This window comes from Streptomyces sp. NPDC001868, from assembly GCF_040297125.1.
Classification (GTDB): domain Bacteria; phylum Actinomycetota; class Actinomycetes; order Streptomycetales; family Streptomycetaceae; genus Streptomyces.
The window spans coordinates 1-17416 of sequence record NZ_JBEOYO010000074.1 but is presented as its reverse complement, the minus strand read 5'-3'; the positions used below and the strand labels follow the sequence as shown (position 1 = coordinate 17416).

Genomic DNA, 17416 nt, shown 5'->3' with positions numbered 1-17416 from the left:
AGCCATGCGCATCGCATTCCTGACCGCACCCGAGGGTGTCGAGCGGATCGAACTGACCGAGCCCTGGCAGGCGGCGGAGAACGCCGGTCACGAGCCCGTGCTGGTGTCGACGAAGCCCGGCCGGATCCAGGCCTTCGACCATCTCGACAAGGCGGACACCTTCCCGGTGGACGCCGTGGTGGGCGAGGCGCCGGCCGAGTCGTTCGACGCGCTGGTCCTGCCGGGCGGGGTGGCCAATCCGGACTTCCTCCGCATGGACGAGCGGGCCGTGTCCTTCGTCCGGGAGTTCGTCGAGTCGGGCCGTCCGGTCGCCGCGATCTGCCACGCGCCGTGGACGCTGATCGAGGCGGACGTGGTCCGTGGCCGGGTCCTGACCTCATGGCCGAGCCTGCGCACGGACATCCGCAACGCGGGCGGTACCTGGGTCGACGAACAGGTCCGGATCTGCGACCACGGCCCCGGCAAGCTGATCACCAGCCGCAAACCGGACGACCTCAAGGCGTTCTGCGAGGCATTCCTGGACGTGTTCGCGCAGGAGCCGGCCCAATGACCCGATGAATCGCCCGCGCATAGGCCGGGGCCGACCCGAAAGGGCCGGCCCCGGCCGGCCTGTCAGGGTCGCGGGGAACCGCGCGATCAACCACGAAGCACCCGCGGCCCGCAACGCACAACGAGTCCCGAGCTCCGACCGGCCGCAACGACTGGACGACTGGAACGGCTCCGAACAGCTGCGCCCGGCCGCCGCTAGGGCCGCCTCCCGAGCAGACACAACAACCTGGTCTGCGCGTCGGCACCCGGCGGCGGCTCCACAGGCGCCCCGAACAACCCGCTCTTCTCCAGCTCCCCCGCATACGGCGTGACCTCGTCCACGGCGAACGCCACCAGCACCTCGGGAAGCCGTTCGTCACCACCGATCGCCCGCGCCAGATCCCACGCGTGCACGACGAGATCGGCGACCATCTGCGCGCAGTACGCGGTCGCCGGAGTGTCCCCGTAGGACAGATGGACCGTACGTTCGAGCGCGCCGGGCGCCGCGAACGCCTCCCGCGCGGAGTGCGCCGCCGTGTCCCAGGACGCCGCGGGCTCCTGCCCCAGCAGGTCCCCCTCGAACGTCTCGCCGACCTCCTCGATCATGCAGCCGTCCCGCACCAGCGACGGCACCCACAGCTGCTCGGACACCAGATGGTTGACGAGGTCACGGACGGACCACTCGGCGCAGGGCGTATCCGCCCCCCACTGGTCGTCGCGGACGGCGTGGACCCGCGCACCGAAGAGGTCCTGAGCTTCCGCGTGCCGGTCGAGCAGCGCACGCGTCCGCGCGTTCGCCTCCGACGTCATGGCGTCGCCGGCCCTCGATCCCGCGCGCCGTCGCGCGTACGGCCCGGGACGACCCGCCGGCGCGGGTGGCGGCGCAGATACTCGCCCTCCAGTTGCGCCATGCGTTCGTTGTGGGTGCGCAGCGCCTCGGTCGATCCGTGCAGCAGCGTGTCGTGACGCGTGCGGTGGATCGACTCCAGCTCCTTCATCAACTGCTGTTCGTCCAGCTGGTCCGGGTGCACTCCGGTCATGGTGGTACCCCGATCTCCGTGTTCCTCCATCCACTGTACGAACATCCCGGGCCCTGAGCGCCTCGCGCGGGCCGGCGGGGTAGCCCCGCGGGGCTAGCGGGCACGCTCCACCCGTCGCTCGTCCCACACCGGCTGCGGTGTCTCCCGTACGCGGCCGTCGGAGCCGAAGACGAGATAGCGGTCGAACGAGCGAGCGAACCAGCGGTCGTGGGTGACGGCGAGGACGGTGCCCTCGAAGGCCTCCAGACCCTCCTGGAGGGCCTCCGCGGACTCCAGGTCGAGGTTGTCCGTGGGCTCGTCGAGCAGCAGGGCGGTGACGCCCTGGAGCTCCAGGAGCAGGATCTGGAAGCGGGCCTGCTGGCCGCCGGAGAGCCGGTCGAAGGACTGTTCGGCCTGCTTGGTCAGCTCGTAGCGGCGCAGCCGGGACATGGCGGCGCCCCGGTCCTGGGCGTGCTCCTTCCACAGGATGTCGAGCAGTGTCCGCCCCTCCAGCTCCGGGTGGGCGTGCGTCTGCGCGAAGTGCCCCGGCACGACCCGGGCGCCGAGCTTCCACTGCCCCGTGTGGGCCACGTCGCCCCCGGCGAGCAGCCGCAGGAAGTGGGACTTGCCCGAGCCGTTGGAGCCGAGGACGGCGACCCGTTCGCCGTAGAAGACCTCCAGGTCGAAGGGTTTCATCAGCCCGGACAGCTCCAGTCCCTGGCAGGTGACGGCCCTTACGCCCGTACGGCCGCCCTTGAGCCGCATGGTGATGTCCTGTTCGCGCGGCGGCTCGGGCGGCGGTCCCGCCTCCTCGAACTTGCGCAGCCGGGTCTGGGCGGCCTGGTAGCGGGACGCCAACGCCACGCTGTTCTCGGCCGCCTGACGGAGGTTCAGGACGAGCTTCTTCAACTGCTCGTGCTTCTCGTCCCAGCGCCTGCGCAGTTCCTCGAAGCGCTCGAAGCGCTGGGCCCGCGCCTCGTGGTAGGTGGCGAACCCGCCGCCGTGCACCCAGGCGTCCGCGCCCGCCGGTCCCGGCTCCACGCTCACGATCTTCTCGGCGGCGCGGGAGAGCAGTTCCCGGTCGTGCGAGACGAAGAGCACGGTCTTGCGGGTCTCCGCGAGCCGCTCCTCCAGCCAGCGCTTGCCGGGGACGTCGAGGTAGTTGTCGGGCTCGTCGAGGAGGAGCACCTGGTCGGTGCCGCGCAGCAGCGCCTCCAGGACGAGCCGCTTCTGCTCACCGCCGGACAGCGTCCGCACCTGCCGCCACTGCGCCTTCTCGTACGGCACCCCGAGCGCGGCCATGGTGCAGATGTCCCACAGCGTCTCGGACTCGTAGCCGCGTACCTCGGCCCAGTCGGAGAGGGCCTGCGCGTACTTCAGCTGGGCCGCCTCGTCGTCCACGGTCATGATCCCGTGCTCGGCGGCGTCGACCGCCTCGGCGGCCTCCCTGATCCTCGGCTGCGCCACCGACACCAGCAGGTCCCGCACGGTCGTCTCGTCCCGCACGGACCCCACGAACTGGCGCATCACCCCGAGCCCTCCGCTGACGGTCACCGACCCGCCGTGCGGTTTCAGCTCCCCGGAGATCAGCCGCAGCAGCGTCGTCTTCCCGGCCCCGTTGGGCCCGACGAGCGCGACGACCGCCCCGTCCCCCACCCGAAAGGACACATCACCGAGCAGCGCCCTCCCGTCCGGCAGGTAGTACTCCAGATGAGCGGCTTCGAGATGTCCCATGGGCCGCATTGTCCGAGCCGGACGAACAACCGAGCAAATCCATTTCCCACACCGCCTGCCCCGCCCGCCCCGACGGCTCCCGCCATACACAGCCGCGGGCAGTCGTGCCACTGGATCGTGACCCCGCCCGCCATACACAGCCGCGGGCAATCCCACCGCCGGAGCCTGGCCCCGCCATACGTAGCTGCGGGCAGTCGTGCCGCTGGGGCGGCACGGGTGGGCGCGGCGGCACCCCGCGAGCGCCGGTGAGCGAAACCCCGCCCCGAGCCCGGCCGAAGCCACCGGGCGCCCAGCCCAGCTCGGCCCAGCCCAGCCCAGGCAAGGCAAGGCGGCAAGGCAAGGCAAGGCAAGGTCGGCCAACCCCACCCCGCCCGACACGCTTCCGCTCCCATGGGGTACCCGTGGACACATGACCCCAGACGTCGACCTCACCGTCCGCCCCCCGGGCCACCACATCCTCAGGGACCGCTTCCTCGCCGCGGACAGCCGCCTGTTCAACGCGGTGGCGACCCGCGACTGGCCGGGCGCGCACCCCCTCCTGCCCAAGCTGAGCCGCGCCGCGAACCACGGCGTGCTGTGGTTCGCCACGGCGGCGGCGATCGCGGCGACCCGGAGTCCGAGGGCCCGCAGGGCAGCCGTCCGGGGCGTCGCCTCACTCGCCCTCGCCTCGGCGACGATCAACACCGTCGGCAAGCGCTCCATCCGCCGCCCCCGCCCGGTCCTGGACAACGTCCCGCTGAGCCGCCGCCTGAAGCGGCAGCCGATCACCACCTCCTTCCCGTCGGGCCACTCCGCGTCCGCCGCCGCCTTCGCGGCCGGCGTCGCCCTGGAGTCACGCGGCTGGGGCGCCGCGGTGGCCCCCCTGGCGACCGCCGTGGCACTGTCCCGGGTGTACACGGGCGCGCACTTCCCGAGCGACGTCCTGGTGGGCGCCGCCCTGGGCGTGGGCGCCGCCTACGCCGTACGGGGCATGGTGCCGACCCGCGACCAGCTCCCACCGCCCGGCCGCCCGTACGTGGACGCGCCCGCGCTGCCGGACGGGGACGGCCTGGTCGTCGTCGCCAACCGGGCCTCGGGCACGTCGGACCGGGTGCGCGCCCTGCGGGACGTGCTGCCCGCCGCCGAGACCGTGGAGTGCGAACCGGAGGACATCAGGGCCGAGTTGGAGAAGGCCGCCACCCACGCGCGCGTCCTCGGCGTGTGCGGCGGCGACGGCACGGTGAACGCCGCCGCCGAGGTGGCCCTGCGCCACGGCCTCCCCCTCGCCGTACTCCCCGGCGGCACCCTCAACCACTTCGCGCACGACCTCGGTGTGGAGGACGTACGCGACGTGGGCCGTGCCGTGCGCCAGGGCGAGGCCGTCCGGGTGGACCTCGGGCACTTCGCGACCGGTGACACGGAGGGCCACTTCCTCAACACGTTCAGCCTGGGCGTCTACCCGGAGCTGGTGCGGGAGCGCGAGCGCTGGGAGCGGCTGATCGGCGGCTGGCCGGCGGGCGTGATCGCGGCCCTGCGGGTCCTGCGCTCCGACCGCCATCCGCTCCAGGCCACCTTCGAGGGCAGGCCGCGCCCTATCTGGCTGCTCTTCGCCGGCAACGGCACGTACCACCGCATGGGCCTCGCCCCGGTCCGCCGTTTCGACCTGGCCGACGGACTGCTGGACGTCCGTGTCGTGCACGGCGGCCGCCGCCCGGCCCTACGGCTGCTGGCCGCGGCCGTCGCCGGCCCGCTGACCCGGACCCCGGCGCACGCGGCGGTCCGCGTACGCCGGCTCCATGTGGACGGCATCGCGCCGGGCACCCTCCTCGCGTACGACGGCGAAGTCACCGAGGCGGAAGGGGATCTGACGCTCCGGAAGATTCCCGAGGCGCTGACGGTCTACCGGCCCGTGCCCTACCACTGACCCACCGCCCGGCGGTCCAGGCCGCTCGAACATGTCCAGGTGTTCGGGCGGCCAGGTGGTCAGGTGGTCAGGTGACCACGTGGCCAGGTGGTCCACAATTCAAGACGGCGGTCTCATCATTCGGCACGAGGGCGTACGGTTCGAGCACGAACTCGCGCACCTCGCGCACCTCGCGGACCTCACGGACCTCGTGGAAGGGGAACGGCCATGTCGAAGGCACGGGAGACCGCCGTCTACACGCACGGACACCATGAGTCGGTACTGCGCTCGCACACCTGGCGGACGGCCGCCAACTCGGCGGCCTATCTGCTCGGTTCGCTGCAGCCCCACATGAAGGTCCTGGACATCGGCTGCGGTCCGGGCACGATCACCGCGGACCTGGCCGCCCTGGTCCCCCGGGGGCATGTCACCGGCGTCGACCACGCGCCCGGCATCCTGGACCGGGCCCGCGCCACGGCCGCCGAACGCGGCCTGGAGAACGTGGACTTCGCGGTCGCGGACGTCCACGCGCTGGACTATCCGGACGACACCTTCTGCGTGGTCCACGCGCACCAGGTGCTCCAGCACGTCGGCGACCCGGTGCGGGCGCTGCGCGAGATGCGCCGGGTGACCAGGCCGGGCGGTCTGATCGCCGTCCGGGACTCCGACTACGCGGCGATGACCTGGTACCCCGGGTCCCCGGGCATGGACGACTGGCTGGACCTGTACCGCCGGGTGGCCCGCGCCAACGGCGGCGAGCCCGACGCGGGGCGCCGGCTGAAGTCCTGGGCGCTGCGCGCCGGGCTCACCGACATCACGGCCACCTCCGCCACCTGGACCTACACCACGGCCGACGAGCGGGCCTGGTGGAGCGGACTGTGGGCGGACCGGACGGTCGCCTCCGCGTACGCCGAACGGGCGACGGCGGGCGGCCACGCGACGGTCGAGCGGCTCCGGGCGATCGAGGCGGCCTGGCGGGAATGGGGGCGCCAGGAGGACGGCTGGTTCGCCGTACTGCACGGAGAAATCCTCTGCCGCAAGAATTCTACGCCGTAAGGCGGCCTGAAAGCGCGCATTCTGGAAACCCGAACCATCAGGAGGTTCGCATAATGGTTCCCATCCTGCTGGTACTGCTTCTGGTGCTGATCCTCTTCGGTGCCGGATTCGCGGTGAAGATTCTCTGGTACATCGCACTGGCTGTTCTGGTTCTGTGGCTCCTCGGATTCCTGGTGCGCGGCACGTCCGCCTCCGGAGGAAGGGGCCGCTGGTACAGGTGGTGAATTCACTCCCGCGGTAGCAACGGTCCGAGCGGCCCGAGGTCCAGATTGAGGTCCTCGGGCCGCAGTCCGTAGCGGTCGCGCAGCTCGGCCATCCGGTCGTCGAGGAGCATCAGCGTGAGCCCGATGCGCTCCTCCTGGTCCTCCGAGAGGTCTCCGGTGTCGAAGCGGCGCAGCGCCTGCCGCTCCATGAGCTGCCGGAGCAGTTCGACGACGGTCAGGACCAGTTTGACCAGGTCCTTTTCGACTGTGTCGGGCTCCAGTTCGAGGCGGTTGCGGCCGGTCACTCGATGCCTCCCCAGGGTGACGGGACCTGCGCGTTCACGGAGCTGATCAGCGCGTTCAGGTCGATACGGACGAGGTCGACGTCCGCGATGCGCAGGGTGAGGTCGCCGGTGATGACGACCCCGCCGGCGAGGAGCCGGTCCAGGAGATCGACCAGGGCCACCTCACGGCGTTCGATCACGGTCACGAGCCGTCCTCCCCGCTGAAGGAATAGGCCGCCCACGGTCCGGTGAGTTCCACTCGCAATCCCGGTTCCTCCCCCTTCGTGCGGTCCACCAGTTCCACGAACTCCTCGGAATGGGCGCGTGACACCAGGTAGGCCGCGTTCAGCACATTGAGGCCGGGAACACCGGAGAGCGCCGAATTCTGCGGGGCGTGCAGCCGGGTGTCCTCGGCGAATTCCGAGAGGGTGCCGTGCAGCCGCCGGGCGAACCGGTCGGCTTTCTCCCACACTTCCTCGTGGGCCTGGTGGCTCCGGCGCCGCTGCCGCAGATAGTCCCGTCCGCTGGCCACCTTCGCGGGCGCCTGCGGCGGCTCCTGCTCCTCGGGCTCCGCGTACACCTTGACGCCCCACTCCACCCGGCCCGCCAGCCGCTCCAGGGTCCGCAGGAAGCCCTCCTCACGGGCCTCCAGCATCACCCGTACGCCGCTGTCGTCGCGGAACACGGTGGCGAGCCGGAGCGGCAGGGGCGTGGTGACGACCGTGAGGGCGTCGATCACGCTCTGGTGGGCGCGGGCGGTCTCCGTCAGCCAGTCCAGGTCCTCCAGATGGGCGCGGAGCGGCTGCTCCGCGAAGTCGCGCTCCGGCACCTCGCTGACCACGGCGATCAGATCGTGGTGGCGCAACTGCCGGGGCGGCGCCCCCGCGACCCCCTTGAGCTGGGACTGGAGCGCCGCGTCGAAGGGGCGGCAGACGGCGTACACATAACGCAGTCCGGTCATGAGGGCTCCTCTCTGGCGCCGCCGCGCCCGATGGCCGGCTCCGGCTCACGCCGGTCCGCGCCGTCGTCCAGCTCCGCGAGCCGGGCACGCAACTCGGCGTTCTCACGGGAGAGTTCGTCGCGGCGGGCGTTGGACGACAGCGCCGGGTCGGTCTCCCACCAGTCGATCCCCATCTCCTTCGCTTTGTCGACGGAGCAGACGATGAGGCGCAGCTTGATGGTGAGCAGTTCGATGTCGAGCAGGTTGATGCGGATGTCGCCCGCGATCACCAGGCCCTTGTCGAGTACCCGCTCCAGGATGTCGGCCAGATTGGCGCTCCCGCCCTGGCCGTACGGCTCGGGGACTCGGCTGGGGAAGGTCATCGACGGCTCCCGCCCGCAGTGGCCGGTTCCTCGTCCTCATCCTCGTACGGTTCCTCCTCGATGTCCTGCCCGGCGTCGTCCTCGGCCTCGGGAACGTCCTCGTACTCGTCCTCCGGGACCTCCTCCGCGTCCTCGGCGTCCTCGGCGTCCTCGTCGACGTACTCCTCGGCCTCGTCGGCCGCGTCGCCGTCCTCGGCCTCGTACGTGTCGTCGGCCTCGTCGGAGTCGCGGGGCTCCTCGTCCGGCTCCGGCTCCTCGTCCGTGTACTCGGCCTCGGCCTCCTCGCGCTCCTCCTCCTCGGCGAGAGCGTCCTCGTGGCTGACGACGACCTCGCCGTCGCGGATCTCGCCGCGCCAGCCGTCCTCGGCCTCGCCCTTGAGGGTGATGAAGCGGGCGAAGTTCTTGAGGTCGAGCCGGGCCCGGCGGCCCTGGGCGCGCCAGATGTTGCCGGTCTTCTCGAAGAGGCCCTTCGGGTAGTACTCGATGACCAGCAGGACCCGGGTCAGGTCGTCCGCGAGGGAGTGGAAGGAGACGACGCCCTTCGTGGTGCCCTTGGCGCCCTCCGAGGTCCAGGTGATCCGCTCGTCGGGCACCTGCTCGGTCGTGTGCGCCTTCCAGCTGCGGCTGGACCAGAAGACCTTCAGCTGCCAGTCCGAGTGGGTGTCGTCGGCCTGGTTGGCGCTCTTCACGCCCTTCGCGAAGGTGCTGAAGCTCTGGAACTGGGTCCACTGGTCGTACGCGGTGCGCACCGGCACCCCGACGTCGATGGACTCCATGATCACCGTGGGCTTGCTGCCCGAGCCGCCCTTGCGTTTGCCCTTGCCGCCGACGAGGTTCTTGAACGCGCCGACCACGTTGTCCTTGGCCCGGCCCGCGCCCACCTCCAGGGCGGTGCGCAGCGGCCCCTTGCCCTCGGCGAGCTTGCGGCCGCCTTCGAGGGCGAGTTTGGCGAAGCCGGGGCTGTTGCCCTCGGCGATGTCGTTGAGCTTGCCGGTCGTCTCGCCGAGCTTGCGGCCGGCGCCGACCAGGAGCCGCTGGGCCTGGGCGGCCAGATACTCCTGGACCTCCGCCTTGAGATGGTCGACGGCCTCGCTGTGGGCCAGGTCGGTGAGCGGACTGCTCTTGGCCGTGTCCTTCGCCGTGTCCGTCGCGCGGCCGGTCGCCGCGCCGAGGGTCTCAGTCATCGTCGCCGCCTCCCTTCGCCGTCCGCGACCTCGTGGCCCTGCGGGCGGTCTTCTTGGCCGGAGCCCTGCCGGGAGCGGTCTTCTTCGCGGCCGTCTTCTTCGCGACCGTCTTCTTGGCGGCCGTCTTCTTGGCCGCGGGCTTCTTCGCCGCCCGTTCGCGCGGTCGCTCCGGCTCGTCGTCCTCTTCGCGCGGTCGCTCCGGCTCGTCGTCGGACGCCGGAGAGGCCGAATCGTCCGGTGCCACCCCGGCGAGCTGGTCGCGGACCTGGGAGGTCCGTCCGTGCAGCCGGTCGGCGAGCCCCTCGATCCGCCGCTCGACCAGTGCCCCGGTGGCCGCCTTGCCGACACCGCGCAGGTCCCCGCGGAGCTGGTCGCCGATCTCCTTGAACTGCGGGTTGTTCTGCAGTTGCTGTGACACCAGCTCCGCGAGCGCCCGTGGGTTCAGTTGCATCCGTTTGCCGGCCACCATGGTGCCGACGGCGAACGCGAGTTTCATCTTCTTGGTACGTCCGAGGACGTATCCGGCCCCTACCGCGAGGCCCAGTCCCAGTCGATTCATTGTGTCGTCCCGTTCCCGGTTCCTGTGCTTCTCCGTGCGCCGATCTCCAGCCGGTCCAGGAGCTCGTCCTCCAGGCGGTCGAACTCCGCCTCGTCGATCTCGCCCGCGTCGAGCCGCTGCTCGAGGCGGGCGAGTTCGGCGCGGACGGCCGCCGGGTCGTAGTACTGGCGCTCGGCCTCGGTGACCACTTGACGCACGGCCCAGAGGCTGCCGCGCACCGGTGCGAACGGCAGCAGCAGCACCTCTGTGATCAGTCCCATGTACTGGCCTCCCTCGGCTCGGAGCGCCGTACCCGCACACCGTGCGGAACGCGCTGTCAGTGCGTGGTTTCAGCGGGCTGCGCGGGCCCCGGTTCGACGAAGCTGTACGGCGGCAGCGGCCCGTTCACCCGCACCTCGATGTGCGGATGGCTCTTGCGCACCTCCTCCACCGCGTCGAGGAACACCGCGGCCGACTCCCGGTCCACGAGGAACGACAGATTGGCCAGCCAGCCGGTGGAGTCGGGGCCCGCGCTGGTGGCGGCCGCGGCCGGCTCCAGCGCCCGCCGCAGCTCCGCCGCGTCCTCGGTCTCCCGGACCTGCACGGCGGCGACGACCAGCTCGCCGAGCCGCAGCCGGTCCTCGTAAGTGCCGCCGCCCGCCTGCCGGTTGGCCTCGGTCATGGCACGCAGCTCGGGGTTCTCGCCCATCACGCGGTGCAGCACGGCCTCTTCGTCGTGGCTGGCCTTGACGTTGTACTCGACCTTGCCGTCGAGGGCGCCGAGCCGTTCCGCGTAGTGCTTCGCCCGTTCGGCGAGCACCGCGGTGACGGACGCGTCGTCCGGGGCCACGCTGCCGAACCGCATCGGCAGCAGCGAGCCGACCGCGCCCACCTCGTTCAGGACGTTCTGGTGGGCGAGCAGGTCCTTGCGCTTGGGACGCAGCCCCTCCGGAGCCTCACTGACGATCGCCGCCAGTTCGCCCTCCTTGAGGATGCGCACCGGGCGCGGGGGGTCGCCCACCCCGCCCAGGCCCTCGGGGAGGGCGGGGTGGGCGCCGGAGGTGATGCCGTAGACGTACGTGCTCACTCCTGGTCCTCCCTCTTGCGCGAGCTCGTGGTCTTACGGGCGCGGGGCCGCGATGCGGTCTCGCTCTCCTCGCGGGACTGCTTGAAGGCGTCGGAGATCGTCTCGGCGGCGCCGGACAGCGCCCCCTTGGACTTGCCGCGCGCGCCGGACTCGGTGATCTCACCGACGAGGTCCGGCAGGCCGGGGCTCTTGCGCGGCCCGGCCTCCAGGTCGAGCCGGTTGCACGCCTCGGCGAAGCGCAGATAGGTGTCCACGCTGGCGATGACGACGCGGACGTCGATCTTCAGGATCTCGATGCCGACGAGGGAGACTCGTATGAATGCGTCGATGACGAGCCCCCTGTCGAGGATGAGTTCCAGGACGTCGTACAGGCCGCTGCTGCCGCCTCCGCCGCCGGACTGCTGTGCCGGGACTACGGTCATACCGACCGATCCTCCTTGTCTGTGGATCCTGTCTGTGGATCTTGCTCGTGGATCTTGTCCATGGGTCCTGTCCGTGGGCCCGGGGGCCGTGGGTCTTGTCCGTGGAGGCCCGCGCGGGACGACGGCCTAGCGGCGGTGCGGGTCGGCCCTCCCGCGCTCGTAGCGGCGGACGCGCCGGTAACCGGTCAGCTCACCCATGGGGTCGAGTTCCACCCGGTAGCTCGCGAGCAGGCTCATCGTGTCGGGGACCCTGGCGATCTCCAGGACCTCGACCTCCAGCGTCCAGCCGGTCTCGCTCTGCTCGAACGACGACACGGACTCGGGCGCCATGCCGGTCAGCTCGGCGAACTGGGTCCGCGCACGGCGCAGCACCTCCATGGGGCCGGGCCGGTCGTCCGCCGCGGCCGGCCGTGTGTCCCCGGAGGACGCGCGCTCGCCGTTCGATTCCCGTGTTTTCTCCTGCGTCTCGCGCACCTCCCCCGCATCTTCCGTTTCTTTCGCTTCGTCCGGTTCTTGCGCTTTACGTGAACCCTGTGGTTTTGATGTGTTGGATGTGTTCGACATGGCCACCTCGAACACCGAGTGGCCCCGCGTCCGTTGGCCAAACCTTTTGGGCTCAGCCGCGCAGCGCCGCGAGCCTCCGCCCTGCCGGCCCCAGGGCGCGCCCCCGGCCCATCGCCCCCGCCCAGGGATTGGTGCGGGCCTGTTCGACGGCGTCCGCCAGGGTCCAGTGGCGGGCGTCGACGGCCGGGTCGGCGAGCTGTTCCCAGGTCAGGGGCGTGGCCACGGGCGCGCCGGGGCGGGCCCGTACGGTGTAAGGGGCGACGGCGGTCTGGGCGTAGGCGTTGCGCTGCACATCGAGGTAGAGCCGGTCGCCCCGGTCCTTCTTGCGGGCCTCGGTGGTGAGCCGCTCGGGGTGGGCGCGGACGAGTTCGTCGGCGACCTCCTTCGCGAAGGAGCGCACCGCGTCGAAGTCGTCGTGCCCGTTCACCGGGACGACGACATGGACGCCCTTGGAGCCGGTGGTCATCGGCACGGACGGCAGCCCCAGCTCGTCCAGCAGCGCCCGTACGTGCCCGGCCGCGTCCCTGACCTGCGCGAAGTCGTCCACGGCCGGGTCGAGGTCGAAGACCAGCCGGTCGGGGCGGTCGATGCCACCGGTGCGGGAGAGCCAGCGGTGCAGGGTGAGGCAGGCCTGGTCGGCGAGGTAGACGAGGGTGGCCGCGTCCTCGCACACCGGGTGGACGACCGTGCCGCCCTCCTTGGGCACCTCGACGCGTTCGATCCAGTCCGGATAGTGCCCGGGGGTGTTCTTCTGCATGAACATGGGCCCGTCGAGCCCGTCGGGGTGCCGTTCCAGCATCAGCGGGCGCCCGCGCAGATGGGGCAGCATGAAGGGGGCGACGGCACGGTAGTAGGCGACGAGGTCGCCCTTGGTGTACTCCTTGCCGCCGCCGTTCTCTTCTTCGCCTCCGTCGCCGTTTCCGTCGGCGGGGAACAGCACCTTGTCGGGGCGGTGGATCTCGACGGTGCGGCCGCCGACCCGCAGCGACTGGCTGTCCCCCATGTCCGACTCCCTTCCGCGCGCGGGCCGTTCAGGGCGCATCCGTGTGTGGACCGTTCAGGGCGTGATCGCGTTCTCCACCAGCAGCCGTCCGGCCACCGCGATCGCCTCCGCGTCGATGCCCGCCTCACGCAGCTGCTCCTCGGGGGAGGCCGAGCCCGGCATCGTACGGACGGCGAGGCGCACCAGCCGGGGCACAGGGCGACCGTCGAGGAAGGCGTCGAGGACCGCGTCGCCGAGGCCGCCCTCCTCGTGGTGGTCCTCGACGGTGAGGATGCAGCCGGTGCGTTCGGCGGCCTCGCGCAGGGTGCGGCGGTCGACGGGCTTGACTGAGTAGAGGTCGATCACCCGGACCTGGATGCCCTCGGCGTCCAGCGCCTCGGCGGCCTTGAGTGCCTCGTGGACGGTGACCCCGGCCGCGACGACGGTGAGCCGGTCGGTGTCCGAAGCGCGCAGCACCTTGCTGCCGCCGACCGGGAACTCCTCGGTGGGGCTGTAGAGGACGGGCGTGCCGCCCCTGGAGGTGCGCAGATAGCGGACGCCTTCGAGGCCGGCCATGGTGCCGACGAGCTTGGCGGTCTGGTTGGCGTCGCACGGGTACAGCACGGTCGAGCCGTGCACCGAGCGCATCATCGCCAGATCCTCCAGGCCCATCTGCGAGGGCCCGTCCTGGCCGATGGCGGAGCCCGCGTGGGAGCCGACGAGATTGATGCCGGACCCGCTGATCGACGCCATGCGGATGAAATCGTGGGCGCGGGTGAAAAACGCCGCGAACGTGGCGGCGTACGGCACCCAGCCGCGTGCCGCGAGGCCCACCGAGGCGGCCACCAGCTGCTGTTCGGCGATATAGCACTCGAAGTAGCGGTCGGGGTGCTCCTTGGCGAAGAACTCGGAGCGCGTGGAGTCGCCGACCTCGCCGTCCAGGGCGACGACGTCACCGCGTGCGCTGCCGAGCGCGGCCAGCGCCTGCCCGTAGGCGTCTCGGGTCGCGACCTCGTCGCCGACCTCGAAGCGCGGCAGCTCCAGGTGCCCGGTCCGTACGGCGTGCAGCATCCGGGCGGCGGGCGGCTGGTGGACCTCGACGCGGAGGTCGCGAACGCCGCCGAGTTCCGCGATCGCGTCGTCGGCGTCCTTGAGCGGCTTGCCGTGCAGGCCCTCACGGTCCTGGACGGCCTCGACGCCCTTGCCCTTGAGGGTGCGGGCGAGGATCACGGTGGGCTGGCCCTTGGTGGACTCGGCCTCGCCGTAGGCGCGTTCGACGGCGTCCACGTCATGGCCGTCGATCTCGATGGTGTGCCAGCCGAAGGCCGCGAAGCGGCGGGCGTAGGCGTCCAGATCGTGCCCGTGGCGGGTGGGTCCGCGCTGGCCGAGCCGGTTGACGTCCACGATCGCGGTGAGATTGTCGAGGTGCTCGTACGCGGCGTGTTCGGCGGCCTCCCACACCGAGCCCTCGGCGAGTTCGCTGTCGCCGCACAGCACCCACACCCGGTAGCCGGTGCGGTCCAGCCGCTTCCCGGCCAGCGCGATGCCGACGCCTACGGGCAGGCCCTGGCCGAGCGAGCCGGTGGCCGTCTCGACCCACGGCAGCCGCCGGGGCGTGGGGTGCCCTTCGAGCCGGCTGCCCAGTTTCCGGAAGGTCATGAGCTCGGTCTCGCTGATGGCGCCGGCCGCCTTGTAGGCGGAGTACAGCAGGGGCGAGGCGTGCCCCTTGGAGAGCACGAAGCGGTCGTTGCCGGGGTGTTGGGGGCGTTCGAAGTCGTACCGCAGATGGTTGGCGAGCAGCACCGCCATCAGCTCGGCGGCCGACATGGACGACGTCGGATGCCCGGAGCCCGCAGCCCCCGAGGAACGTACGCTGTCCACCCGCAACTGCTGTGCCAGCTCCGTGAGTTGACGGCTGTTCATGACTCTCCTTCCGAACCCTGTGCGGGCTTGTGCGCGTGGGCGGGGGCCGGGCTCTCCGGCTGGGACGGTGCCTCCGCCGACGGCGGTCGCGCGTCGGCGCCCGGCATCCTGGCCAGCTCCGGTGACGCCGTGTCCAGGGGCACCGACCACGACCGCACCAGGCCCAACTGGACGCCCTGGCGGGGCAGTACGGCGTCGAGCAGCCAGTCGGCGGCGACACGGACGCGGTTGCCGGGCATGGCGGCGAGGTGGTAGCCGCGGGTGACGGCGCCGGCGGCGATGCCGGACAGCGGGATGCCGAGGGGGTTGGCGGCGGCCTTGACACCGCCGAGGTCCACGACGAAGCCCAGGTCGCTGTGGCGGTAGGGCTTGGGTTCGCCGCGCCCGAGGGACGCGGCGACGTTGTACGCGGCCACCTTGCCCTGCCGCCAGGCGTGCTGCGCGGTCATCGGGGTGTACGCGCCGGGCTTGGTCAGATCGGGTACGGCGGCGGCGTCCCCGCAGGCGAACACCTCGGGCCGGCCGGGCACATGGAGCGTGGGCTCGACGAGCAGCCGGCCGCGTTCCATCGGCAGCCCCAGCGACTCGGCGAGCGGATCGGGCCGTACGCCCACACACCACACCAGCGTGCGCGTGTCGACGAACTCCCCGTCGCTCAGCAGCACTCCGGTGGACGTGGCCTCCTTCACGGAGGTCCCCATCCGCACGTCGACACCGCGCTGCCGCAGCACCTTGTCGGCGGTCCGCGACAGCTTCTCGTCCATCTCGGGCAGCACCCGTTTCGCGATGTCGAGCAGGATCCAGCGCGGGCGTACGCCGTCCCGCAACGGCTGTTTCCGTACCAGCGCGTCGGTGAACATCTGGCCCTGGGCGGCGACCTCGGTGCCGGTGTACCCGGCGCCGACGACCACGAAGGTGCACCGCGCGTCGCAGTTCTTGGAGTCCTCGCTGCCGGCGGCGAGCTCCACCTGCCGCGTCACGTGGTCCCTGAGGTACAGCGCCTCGGGCAGCCCCCGGAAGCCGTGGGCGTGCTCGGCGACGCCCGGGATGGGCAGCAGTTTGTTGACGCTCCCGGCGGCGAGCACGAGCCGGTCGTAGGTGAGCGTGCCGACGCCGCCCTCGGGGTCCGAGTAGCGCACGGTGCGCGCGTCGAGGTCGATGTCGTCGGCCTCCCCGAGCACCAGGCGGACATGGCGCAGGGTGCCGGTGAGGGAGACGGTCACCCGGCGTGGTTCCAGGATGCCGGCGGCGACCTGGGGCAGCAGGGGCAGATACAGGAAGTAGTCGGTCGGGTTGAGCAGGGTGATGTCGGCCTTGTCCCGGGTCAGCCGCGCTAGGGTGCGGGCCGTCCGGTAGCCGGCGAAGCCGGCACCGACGATCACGATGCGAGGTCGACTCACGGTTCGCCTCCGGCGGGTCGCGCATACGGTCGGTGAACGTACGAGCCTTCCGCGTCCCCCTGGTCAGGGCGCCCAAACCGACCCGGGCACCCGAAGGTCCACGGGTTTCCACTGTGGCCTGCGGGTACCCGGACCGCGACCCGGCCCGACCGATCGCACAGCGCGCGGAGGTACCCCCATGCCCGAGTACGGCTACTTCCTGGCGACCGAGGAGTTCGGTCCCGCGGATCTTGTCGAGCAGGCGAGGATGGCCGAGCAGGCCGGATTCGACTGTCTGTGGATCTCCGACCACTTCCACCCGTGGAACGACGCCCAGGGCCAAAGCCCGTTCGTGTGGTCGGTGATCGGCGCGCTCTCCGAGGCGGTGTCGCTGCCCATCGAGACGGCGGTGACCTGCCCGACCGTCCGGATCCACCCGGCGGTCGTGGCGCAGGCGGCGGCGACCAGCTCGGTGATGACCGGTGGCCGCTTCCGGCTCGGCATCGGCTCGGGCGAGGCGCTCAACGAGCATGTCCTCGGCACCCGTTGGCCCCCGGCGGACACCCGTCTGGAGATGCTGGAGGAGTCGGTCCAGGTGATGCGGCGTCTGTTCACCGGCGAGGAGGTCACCCATCACGGCCCCCACTACACGGTGGAGAACGCCCGCCTCTACACGGTCCCCGACGAGCCCGTTCCCATCGACATCTCCGGTTTCGGGCCCAAGGCCACCGGGCTCGCCGCCCGCGTCGGCGACGGCTTCATCACCATGAGCCCCGACGAGGAGCTGGTGACGCAGTACCGCAAGGGCGGCGGTGGCGCGAATCCCGTCAGCGGCGGTACGAAGGTGTGCTGGGGCCCCGACCGGGACGCGGCCGTCCGACTCGTCCGCCGCCTCTGGTCGAGCCAGTTGCTGCCCGGCGAGATGGCCCAGATCCTGCCGACGCCCAGCCACTTCGAGCAGTTGGAGCCGCTGGTCACCGAGCGGATGGTCGCCGAGAACACGGTCTGCGGCGACGACGTCGACGAGCACGTCGCCGAGCTGACCGCCTTCGCCGACGCCGGCTTCGACCGCGTCTACGTCAGCCAGATCGGCCCCGACCAGCGCGGCTTCTTCGACTTCTACCGCTCGAAGGTGCTGCCGCAACTCCAGCGCGGCCCGCGCTGACACCGCCCCGCGCGATCCCCGGAGCACAACCCCCGGAGTTCTCGGCCCAGATGGTGTTCCCTCTCCCCATCATCTGGGCCGAGTGCACGCCCACCGTCCAGATGGGCATGGAGTGGGGCCGCGACGCTCATGGCGTCGCGGCC

The 17416-nt window shown here is 71.5% G+C and carries 21 protein-coding genes; 5 read left to right on the top strand and 16 right to left on the bottom strand.

The window, feature by feature from the left end; all coding sequences use genetic code 11:
• The first annotated feature begins 4 nt into the window (after window positions 1-4).
• Window positions 5-550: a type 1 glutamine amidotransferase domain-containing protein gene (locus ABT147_RS42995; protein ID WP_351417054.1), complete on the top strand. Its 546-nt coding sequence runs from the start codon at window positions 5-7 to the stop codon at window positions 548-550.
• Between the two features lie 194 nt (window positions 551-744).
• Here ABT147_RS42995 and ABT147_RS42990 read toward each other — a convergent pair whose 3' ends face one another.
• From ABT147_RS42990 to ABT147_RS42980, 3 genes are all read right to left on the bottom strand, one after another.
• Window positions 745-1338 (bottom strand): TIGR03086 family metal-binding protein, encoded by a 594-nt coding sequence (locus ABT147_RS42990; RefSeq protein ID WP_351417052.1) that lies wholly within the window; start codon window positions 1336-1338, stop codon window positions 745-747.
• Entirely contained in the window at window positions 1335-1598 is a 264-nt protein-coding gene (locus ABT147_RS42985) for a DUF6158 family protein (protein WP_351417050.1), read from the bottom strand. The genes ABT147_RS42990 and ABT147_RS42985 overlap by 4 nt, the downstream gene beginning before the upstream one ends.
• Window positions 1599-1661: 63 nt before the next feature.
• A complete protein-coding gene (locus ABT147_RS42980) occupies window positions 1662-3281 on the bottom strand; it encodes an ABC-F family ATP-binding cassette domain-containing protein (RefSeq protein WP_351417048.1) in 1620 nt (539 codons plus the stop codon).
• A 409-nt stretch (window positions 3282-3690) separates the two neighbouring features.
• On the opposite strand from ABT147_RS42980, the gene ABT147_RS42975 reads away from it, so the two are divergent.
• From ABT147_RS42975 to ABT147_RS42965, 3 genes are all read left to right on the top strand, one after another.
• Window positions 3691-5184, top strand: a complete 1494-nt coding sequence (locus ABT147_RS42975) for a bifunctional phosphatase PAP2/diacylglycerol kinase family protein (protein WP_351417046.1) — start codon at window positions 3691-3693, stop codon at window positions 5182-5184.
• Between the two features lie 207 nt (window positions 5185-5391).
• Window positions 5392-6219 (top strand): class I SAM-dependent methyltransferase, encoded by an 828-nt coding sequence (locus ABT147_RS42970; protein ID WP_351417043.1) that lies wholly within the window; start codon window positions 5392-5394, stop codon window positions 6217-6219.
• A gap of 53 nt (window positions 6220-6272) precedes the next feature.
• Window positions 6273-6443, top strand: coding sequence for a hydrophobic protein (locus ABT147_RS42965; protein WP_351417041.1), 171 nt, complete (start codon window positions 6273-6275; stop codon window positions 6441-6443).
• Window positions 6444-6445: 2 nt separating this feature from the next.
• On the opposite strand, the gene ABT147_RS42960 is transcribed toward ABT147_RS42965, so the two are convergent.
• From ABT147_RS42960 to ABT147_RS42900, 13 genes are all read right to left on the bottom strand, one after another.
• The gene (locus tag ABT147_RS42960) at window positions 6446-6727 is read right to left on the bottom strand and encodes a gas vesicle protein K (protein WP_351417038.1); all 282 of its coding nucleotides are present in this window, start codon (window positions 6725-6727) and stop codon (window positions 6446-6448) included.
• A complete protein-coding gene (locus ABT147_RS42955) occupies window positions 6724-6912 on the bottom strand; it encodes a gas vesicle protein (RefSeq protein WP_033529791.1) in 189 nt (62 codons plus the stop codon). The genes ABT147_RS42960 and ABT147_RS42955 overlap by 4 nt, the downstream gene beginning before the upstream one ends.
• On the bottom strand, window positions 6909-7667 hold the full coding sequence (locus ABT147_RS42950) for a GvpL/GvpF family gas vesicle protein (protein ID WP_351417036.1): 759 nt from the start codon (window positions 7665-7667) through the stop codon (window positions 6909-6911). Before ABT147_RS42950 ends, ABT147_RS42955 begins: the two co-directional genes overlap by 4 nt.
• Window positions 7664-8029, bottom strand: a complete 366-nt coding sequence (locus tag ABT147_RS42945) for a gas vesicle protein (protein WP_351417033.1) — start codon at window positions 8027-8029, stop codon at window positions 7664-7666. Before ABT147_RS42945 ends, ABT147_RS42950 begins: the two co-directional genes overlap by 4 nt.
• Entirely contained in the window at window positions 8026-9213 is a 1188-nt protein-coding gene (locus tag ABT147_RS42940) for an SRPBCC family protein (protein WP_351417031.1), read from the bottom strand. The genes ABT147_RS42945 and ABT147_RS42940 overlap by 4 nt, the downstream gene beginning before the upstream one ends.
• Window positions 9206-9772: a DNA primase gene (locus ABT147_RS42935; RefSeq protein WP_351417028.1), complete on the bottom strand. Its 567-nt coding sequence runs from the start codon at window positions 9770-9772 to the stop codon at window positions 9206-9208. Before ABT147_RS42935 ends, ABT147_RS42940 begins: the two co-directional genes overlap by 8 nt.
• Window positions 9769-10032 (bottom strand): gas vesicle protein GvpG, encoded by a 264-nt coding sequence (locus ABT147_RS42930; RefSeq protein ID WP_351417026.1) that lies wholly within the window; start codon window positions 10030-10032, stop codon window positions 9769-9771. Before ABT147_RS42930 ends, ABT147_RS42935 begins: the two co-directional genes overlap by 4 nt.
• A 56-nt stretch (window positions 10033-10088) precedes the next feature.
• Window positions 10089-10838 carry a GvpL/GvpF family gas vesicle protein gene (locus tag ABT147_RS42925; protein WP_351417023.1) on the bottom strand — a complete coding sequence of 250 codons (750 nt, stop codon included), beginning with the start codon at window positions 10836-10838 and terminating at the stop codon, window positions 10089-10091.
• On the bottom strand, window positions 10835-11260 hold the full coding sequence (locus tag ABT147_RS42920; RefSeq protein ID WP_351417021.1) for a gas vesicle structural protein GvpA: 426 nt from the start codon (window positions 11258-11260) through the stop codon (window positions 10835-10837). Before ABT147_RS42920 ends, ABT147_RS42925 begins: the two co-directional genes overlap by 4 nt.
• A 126-nt stretch (window positions 11261-11386) precedes the next feature.
• Window positions 11387-11824, bottom strand: coding sequence for a gas vesicle protein GvpO (locus ABT147_RS42915; RefSeq protein ID WP_351417095.1), 438 nt, complete (start codon window positions 11822-11824; stop codon window positions 11387-11389).
• Window positions 11825-11876: 52 nt separating this feature from the next.
• The gene (ligD, locus tag ABT147_RS42910) at window positions 11877-12827 is read right to left on the bottom strand and encodes a non-homologous end-joining DNA ligase (RefSeq protein WP_351417017.1); all 951 of its coding nucleotides are present in this window, start codon (window positions 12825-12827) and stop codon (window positions 11877-11879) included.
• A gap of 54 nt (window positions 12828-12881) precedes the next feature.
• The gene (locus ABT147_RS42905) at window positions 12882-14729 is read right to left on the bottom strand and encodes a transketolase (RefSeq protein ID WP_351417014.1); all 1848 of its coding nucleotides are present in this window, start codon (window positions 14727-14729) and stop codon (window positions 12882-12884) included.
• Complete coding sequence (locus ABT147_RS42900; protein WP_351417011.1) at window positions 14726-16129, bottom strand: NAD(P)/FAD-dependent oxidoreductase; 1404 nt, start codon at window positions 16127-16129, stop codon at window positions 14726-14728. The genes ABT147_RS42905 and ABT147_RS42900 overlap by 4 nt, the downstream gene beginning before the upstream one ends.
• Before the next feature lie 178 nt (window positions 16130-16307).
• On the opposite strand from ABT147_RS42900, the gene ABT147_RS42895 reads away from it, so the two are divergent.
• Window positions 16308-17273 carry an LLM class F420-dependent oxidoreductase gene (locus ABT147_RS42895; protein WP_351417009.1) on the top strand — a complete coding sequence of 322 codons (966 nt, stop codon included), beginning with the start codon at window positions 16308-16310 and terminating at the stop codon, window positions 17271-17273.
• Window positions 17274-17416 lie beyond the last annotated feature (143 nt).

What these genes read in the sequence shown, in the direction of transcription:
- ABT147_RS42990 (WP_351417052.1), bottom strand. Translation starts at nt 1,338, where the DNA reads ATGACGTCGGAGGCGAACGCGCGGACGCGTGCGCTGCTCGACCGGCAC.
- ligD (WP_351417017.1), bottom strand. Translation starts at nt 12,827, where the DNA reads ATGGGGGACAGCCAGTCGCTGCGGGTCGGCGGCCGCACCGTCGAGATC.
- ABT147_RS42975 (WP_351417046.1), top strand. Translation starts at nt 3,691, where the DNA reads ATGACCCCAGACGTCGACCTCACCGTCCGCCCCCCGGGCCACCACATC.
- ABT147_RS42995 (WP_351417054.1), top strand. Translation starts at nt 5, where the DNA reads ATGCGCATCGCATTCCTGACCGCACCCGAGGGTGTCGAGCGGATCGAA.
- ABT147_RS42950 (WP_351417036.1), bottom strand. Translation starts at nt 7,667, where the DNA reads ATGACCGGACTGCGTTATGTGTACGCCGTCTGCCGCCCCTTCGACGCG.
- ABT147_RS42940 (WP_351417031.1), bottom strand. Translation starts at nt 9,213, where the DNA reads ATGACTGAGACCCTCGGCGCGGCGACCGGCCGCGCGACGGACACGGCG.
- ABT147_RS42970 (WP_351417043.1), top strand. Translation starts at nt 5,392, where the DNA reads ATGTCGAAGGCACGGGAGACCGCCGTCTACACGCACGGACACCATGAG.
- ABT147_RS42905 (WP_351417014.1), bottom strand. Translation starts at nt 14,729, where the DNA reads ATGAACAGCCGTCAACTCACGGAGCTGGCACAGCAGTTGCGGGTGGAC.
- ABT147_RS42945 (WP_351417033.1), bottom strand. Translation starts at nt 8,029, where the DNA reads ATGACCTTCCCCAGCCGAGTCCCCGAGCCGTACGGCCAGGGCGGGAGC.
- ABT147_RS42915 (WP_351417095.1), bottom strand. Translation starts at nt 11,824, where the DNA reads ATGTCGAACACATCCAACACATCAAAACCACAGGGTTCACGTAAAGCG.
- ABT147_RS42935 (WP_351417028.1), bottom strand. Translation starts at nt 9,772, where the DNA reads ATGAATCGACTGGGACTGGGCCTCGCGGTAGGGGCCGGATACGTCCTC.
- ABT147_RS42965 (WP_351417041.1), top strand. Translation starts at nt 6,273, where the DNA reads ATGGTTCCCATCCTGCTGGTACTGCTTCTGGTGCTGATCCTCTTCGGT.
- ABT147_RS42930 (WP_351417026.1), bottom strand. Translation starts at nt 10,032, where the DNA reads ATGGGACTGATCACAGAGGTGCTGCTGCTGCCGTTCGCACCGGTGCGC.
- ABT147_RS42920 (WP_351417021.1), bottom strand. Translation starts at nt 11,260, where the DNA reads ATGACCGTAGTCCCGGCACAGCAGTCCGGCGGCGGAGGCGGCAGCAGC.
- ABT147_RS42895 (WP_351417009.1), top strand. Translation starts at nt 16,308, where the DNA reads ATGCCCGAGTACGGCTACTTCCTGGCGACCGAGGAGTTCGGTCCCGCG.
- ABT147_RS42980 (WP_351417048.1), bottom strand. Translation starts at nt 3,281, where the DNA reads ATGGGACATCTCGAAGCCGCTCATCTGGAGTACTACCTGCCGGACGGG.
- ABT147_RS42985 (WP_351417050.1), bottom strand. Translation starts at nt 1,598, where the DNA reads ATGGAGGAACACGGAGATCGGGGTACCACCATGACCGGAGTGCACCCG.